Raw genomic sequence first — 4,769 nt, 5'->3', positions numbered from 1 at the left:
CCTTCACGTACCTCGGGTCACTTCTGCGCGCACTCCGCGCACGTACCGAAGATCTCCACCGTGTGCGCCACGTTCACGTAGCCGTGCTGCGCCGCGATCGTCTCCGCCCACTGCTCCACGGCCGGGCCCTCGACCTCGACCGCCTTGCCGCACATCCGGCACACCAGGTGGTGGTGGTGCTCACCGGACGCACAGCGCCGGTACACCGCCTCACCCTCGCTGGTGCGCAGCACATCCACCTCGCCGGCGTCGGCGAGGGACTGCAACGTTCGGTACACGGTCGTCAGGCCGACGGAATCACCGCGGTGCTTGAGCATGTCGTGCAGCTCCTGCGCACTGCGGAACTCGTCCACCTCGTCCAGCGCGGCCGCCACCGCGGCCCGCTGCCGCGTCGACCGGCCGCGTACGGGGGGTCCAGCAGTCGCCACAGGTGCCTCCTTACGTTCCGCCCGCTCCTCGTCGGGCCATTCTGCCAGGCGGGACTCGGGGCCCGGTCAGACGTTGACGTCGTCGGCCGGGCGGCGGGTGGCCGGAACATCAAGATCGCACTCCGCCGCCACCGCGTCCAGGGCCTTCGCACGCCGTCTGGCCAGCGGCGCCGCCAGCAGCGTCAGCAGCACGAATATCGCGATCGCGAGCAGCACGATCGTCGCGCCCGGCGGCACGTCCTGGTAGTACGTGGCGACCGTGCCCGAAAGCGTGACCGCGACGCCGATCGCGACGGCCACGACGAACGTCACCGCGAACGACCGGGTGATCTGCTGCGCCGCGGCCACCGGCACCACCATCAGCGCGCTGACCAGCAGCAGACCGACCACGCGCATCGCGACCGTCACCGTCACCGCGGCGGTCACGGCGACGAGCAGATTCAGCGCCCGCACCGGAAGACCCGTGACCCGGGCGAACTCCTCGTCCTGGCTGATCGCGAACAGCTGCCGCCGCAGCCCGACCGTCACCAGCAGCACAAAGCCCGCGAGCAGGCAGATCGCCGTGACGTCCTCGTCGGAGACCGTGGAGAGCGAGCCGAAGAGATAAGAGGTGAGCTTGGCGTTCGACCCGGTGCCGCTGAGGTTCATCAGCATGACGCCGCCCGCCATACCGCCGTAGAAGAGCATCGCCAGCGCGATGTCGCCGCGCGTACGCCCGTATGCCCGGATCAGCTCCATCGCGACCGAGCCGACGACCGCGACGAGCGTCGCCATCCACACGGGATTGCTGGAGAGCAGGAAACCGAGGCCGACGCCGGTCATCGCGACATGGCCGATGCCGTCGCCCATGAGCGCCTGCCGGCGCTGCACCAGATGAATACCGACGGCAGGCGCGGTGATGCCGACCAGCACGGCGGCCAGCAGCGCCCGCTGCATGAAGGGGTCCTGGAGGAGTTCCATGATCAGGTCAGCAGTCCCGTGCGGAGCGGCTCGTCGGCCGCATGCGGATGTACGTGGTCGTGGCCGGGCAGCGCGTGCTGGCCGACGGCCTCCGGCGGCGGACCGTCGTGGACGACGCAGCCGTCGCGCAGCACCACCGCGCGGTTGATCAGCGGCTCCAGCAGACCCAGCTCGTGCAGCACCAGCAGCACGGTCGTCCCGGCCGCGACCTGCTCGCGCAGCGTCCCGGCCAGGATCTCCTGGCTGGCGAGGTCCACTCCCGCCATCGGCTCGTCCATGATCAGCAACTGGGGGTCGGCGGCCAGCGCCCGGGCGATCAGCACACGCTGGTGCTGTCCGCCGGACAGTGCGCTCACCGAGTCCTTCGCCCGGTCCGTGAGCCCCACCAGCTCGATCGCGCGCTCCACGGCCGAGCGGTCCTGCCGGGACGGCCACCGCAGCTTCGTACGGGACAGCCGACCGGACGAGACGACCTCGCGGACCGTCGCGGGAACCCCGCTCGTCGCGGTCGTGCGCTGCGGTACGTACCCGACGCGCGACCACTCGCGGAAGCGGCGGAGTTCGGTGCCGAAGAGGCGGACGGTGCCTTCGGTGAGCGGCACCTGGCCGATCAACGACCGTACGGCCGTCGACTTGCCCGAGCCGTTGGCGCCGAGCAGGGCGACGACCTCACCGTGGTGCACGGTGAGGTCGACGCCACGCAGTACCTGGCGTGAGCCGAGCGTGGCCCTGGCCCCACGGACGGATATGACGGGTTCCATGGACTGCGCCTCCGATGCTGCTGCGGTCACTTTGCGCCGAGAGCCTTCTGCAGCGCGGCGAGGTTGGACTCCATCACCGCGATGTAGTCATCGCCCTTGGACTGGTCCGTGATTCCCTCCAGCGGGTCCAGGACGTCCGTCTTCAGGCCCGTGTCCTTGGCGAGGGTCTTCGCGGTCTTGTCGCTGGCGAGCGTCTCGAAGAAGACGGTGGTGACCTTGTTCTGCCTCGCGACGGTCTGGAGCTCCTTGACGCGGGCCGGGCTCGGCTCGTTCTCCGGGTCGAGTCCGGCGATGCCCTCCTGCTCCAGGCCGTAGCGCTCGGCGAGGTAGCCGAACGCGGAGTGGGTGGTGATGAAGGTCCTGGTGTCGGTGTTCTTCAGGCCCTGCGCGAACTTGGTGTCGAGACCGCCCAGCTTGGTCACCAGCGCGTCGGTGTTCTTCTTGTAGTCCGCGGCATGGGCCGGGTCGGCCTTCTCCAGCGAGGCGCCGACGCCCTTGGCGACCTCGGCGTACTTCACCGGGTCCAGCCAGATGTGCGGGTCTCCGGCGCCGCTCTCCTCGCCCTCGTGCTCGGCGTGCTCGTCGCCCTCGTGCTCGGCGTGCTCCTCGGGGGTCTCGCCCTCGTGGCCGTGGTCGTGGCCGACCTCGGCGCCGTGGTTCTCGAGCTTCGTGAGGGTGGCGGCGTCCACCGTGTTCTCGACGCCCGCCTCTGCGATCGCGTCGTCGACGGCGGGCTGGACGCCCTTGAGGTAGAGGATGTAGTCGGCCTGGCGGAGCTCCGACGCCTGCCTGGGCTTCAGCTCCAGGTCATGCGGCTCGACGCCCGGCTTGGTGAGCGTGGTGACCTCGACATGGTCGCCGCCGATCTGCTCGGCGAGATACTGCATGGGGTAGAACGACGCCACCACATCCAGCTTGCCGTCGCTCTTGCCGCCGGTCGCGGCACCGGAGGACCCCGAGCATGCGGAGAGGGTCACGACGGACAGCGCGGCGGCTCCGGCGACGGCGGTGGCGGGTATGAGGCGTCGTACGTTCATGACAGTCATTTTCAACAAAACTGGAAACGATTGTCAATTAAATGAGCGCCCCGTGACCTCCTCGCAACCCGGGAGCGAGTGCCGTGAGCACAGGGGAGGACCGATTTGATACCGGGGGTGCGGGCGCCGGTAATCTGAAGCATTCGCACTTCGTCGTCGTAATGAAGAGAGCACCGTGGCCGCCGACAAGATCGACACGATCGTCAACCTGAGCAAGCGCCGTGGGTTCGTCTACCCCTGCAGCGAGATCTACGGCGGACAGCGTGCCGCCTGGGACTACGGGCCGCTGGGTGTCGAGCTCAAGGAGAACATCAAGCGCCAGTGGTGGCGCTACATGGTCACCTCGCGTGAGGACGTCGTCGGTCTCGACTCGTCGGTGATCCTTGCCAGCGAGGTATGGCAGGCCTCCGGTCACGTCGCGACCTTCACCGACCCGCTGACCGAATGCACCTCCTGCCACAAGCGCTTCCGCGCCGACCACCTGGAGGAGGCGTACGAGGAGAAGCACGGCCGCACCCCCGCGAACGGCCTCGCCGACATCAACTGCCCCAACTGCGGCAACAAGGGCCAGTTCACCGAGCCCAAGCAGTTCTCGGGTCTGCTCTCGACCCACCTCGGCCCCACGCAGGACTCCGGCTCCGTGGCCTATCTGCGGCCCGAGACCGCCCAGGGCATCTTCACCAACTTCGCCCAGGTCCAGCAGACCTCGCGCCGCAAGCCGCCCTTCGGTATCGCCCAGGTCGGCAAGTCCTTCCGCAACGAGATCACGCCGGGCAACTTCATCTTCCGCACCCGCGAGTTCGAGCAGATGGAGATGGAGTTCTTCGTCAAGCCCGGCGAGGACGAGAAGTGGCACGAGTACTGGATGGAGCAGCGCTGGAACTGGTACACCGGCCTGGGTCTCCGTGAGGAGAACATGCGCTGGTACGAGCACCCGGCCGAGAAGCTCTCCCACTACTCGAAGCGCACCGCCGACATCGAGTACCGCTTCCAGTTCGGCGGCAGCGAGTGGGGCGAGCTCGAGGGCGTCGCCAACCGCACCGACTACGACCTCGGCGCGCACTCCAAGGCCTCCGGCCAGGACCTGTCGTACTTCGACCAGGAAGCCGGCGAGCGCTGGACCCCGTACGTCATCGAGCCCGCCGCCGGTGTCGGCCGCACGATGCTGGCGTTCATGCTCGACGCCTACAACGAGGACGAGGCGCCGAACGCCAAGGGCGTCATGGAGAAGCGCACCGTGATGCGCCTCGACCCGCGTATCGCGCCGGTCAAGGTCGCCGTGCTGCCGCTGTCCCGCAACCCGCAGCTCTCCCCGAAGGCCAAGGGCCTCGCCGCCGACCTCCGGCAGAACTGGAACATCGAGTTCGACGACGCCGGCGCCATCGGCCGCCGCTACCGCCGTCAGGACGAGATCGGCACCCCGTACTGCGTCACCGTCGACTTCGACACCCTCGACGACAACGCGGTCACCGTGCGCGAGCGCGACACCATGAAGCAGGAGCGCGTCTCCCTGGACCAGATCCAGGGCTACCTCGCGACCCGCCTCATCGGCTGCTGACGCGAGCCCCAGCAGAGGCCGGCCG

Annotated in this window: 5 protein-coding genes; 1 reads left to right on the top strand and 4 read right to left on the bottom strand. The window is 68.7% G+C overall.

The window, feature by feature from the left end; genetic code table 11:
* Positions 1-17 precede the first annotated feature (17 nt).
* From ACWGI8_RS39775 to ACWGI8_RS39760, 4 genes are all read right to left on the bottom strand, one after another.
* Positions 18-428 carry a Fur family transcriptional regulator gene (locus ACWGI8_RS39775; protein WP_453668320.1) on the bottom strand — a complete coding sequence of 137 codons (411 nt, stop codon included), beginning with the start codon at positions 426-428 and terminating at the stop codon, positions 18-20.
* A 66-nt stretch (positions 429-494) separates the two neighbouring features.
* On the bottom strand, positions 495-1,388 hold the full coding sequence (locus ACWGI8_RS39770) for a metal ABC transporter permease (protein WP_453668319.1): 894 nt from the start codon (positions 1,386-1,388) through the stop codon (positions 495-497).
* A gap of 2 nt (positions 1,389-1,390) precedes the next feature.
* Complete coding sequence (locus tag ACWGI8_RS39765; RefSeq protein ID WP_453668318.1) at positions 1,391-2,149, bottom strand: metal ABC transporter ATP-binding protein; 759 nt, start codon at positions 2,147-2,149, stop codon at positions 1,391-1,393.
* A 26-nt stretch (positions 2,150-2,175) separates the two neighbouring features.
* On the bottom strand, positions 2,176-3,186 hold the full coding sequence (locus tag ACWGI8_RS39760) for a metal ABC transporter substrate-binding protein (protein WP_453668317.1): 1,011 nt from the start codon (positions 3,184-3,186) through the stop codon (positions 2,176-2,178).
* A 175-nt stretch (positions 3,187-3,361) separates the two neighbouring features.
* Between ACWGI8_RS39760 and ACWGI8_RS39755 the strand changes: the two genes are divergently transcribed.
* Positions 3,362-4,744 carry a glycine--tRNA ligase gene (locus ACWGI8_RS39755; protein WP_453668316.1) on the top strand — a complete coding sequence of 461 codons (1,383 nt, stop codon included), beginning with the start codon at positions 3,362-3,364 and terminating at the stop codon, positions 4,742-4,744.
* The last annotated feature ends 25 nt before the right edge of the window (positions 4,745-4,769 follow it).

Source organism: Streptomyces sp. NPDC054841, assembly GCF_053611045.1.
Note: the sequence above shows the minus strand (reverse complement) of the source record. Positions and strands in the feature narration are given on the sequence as shown.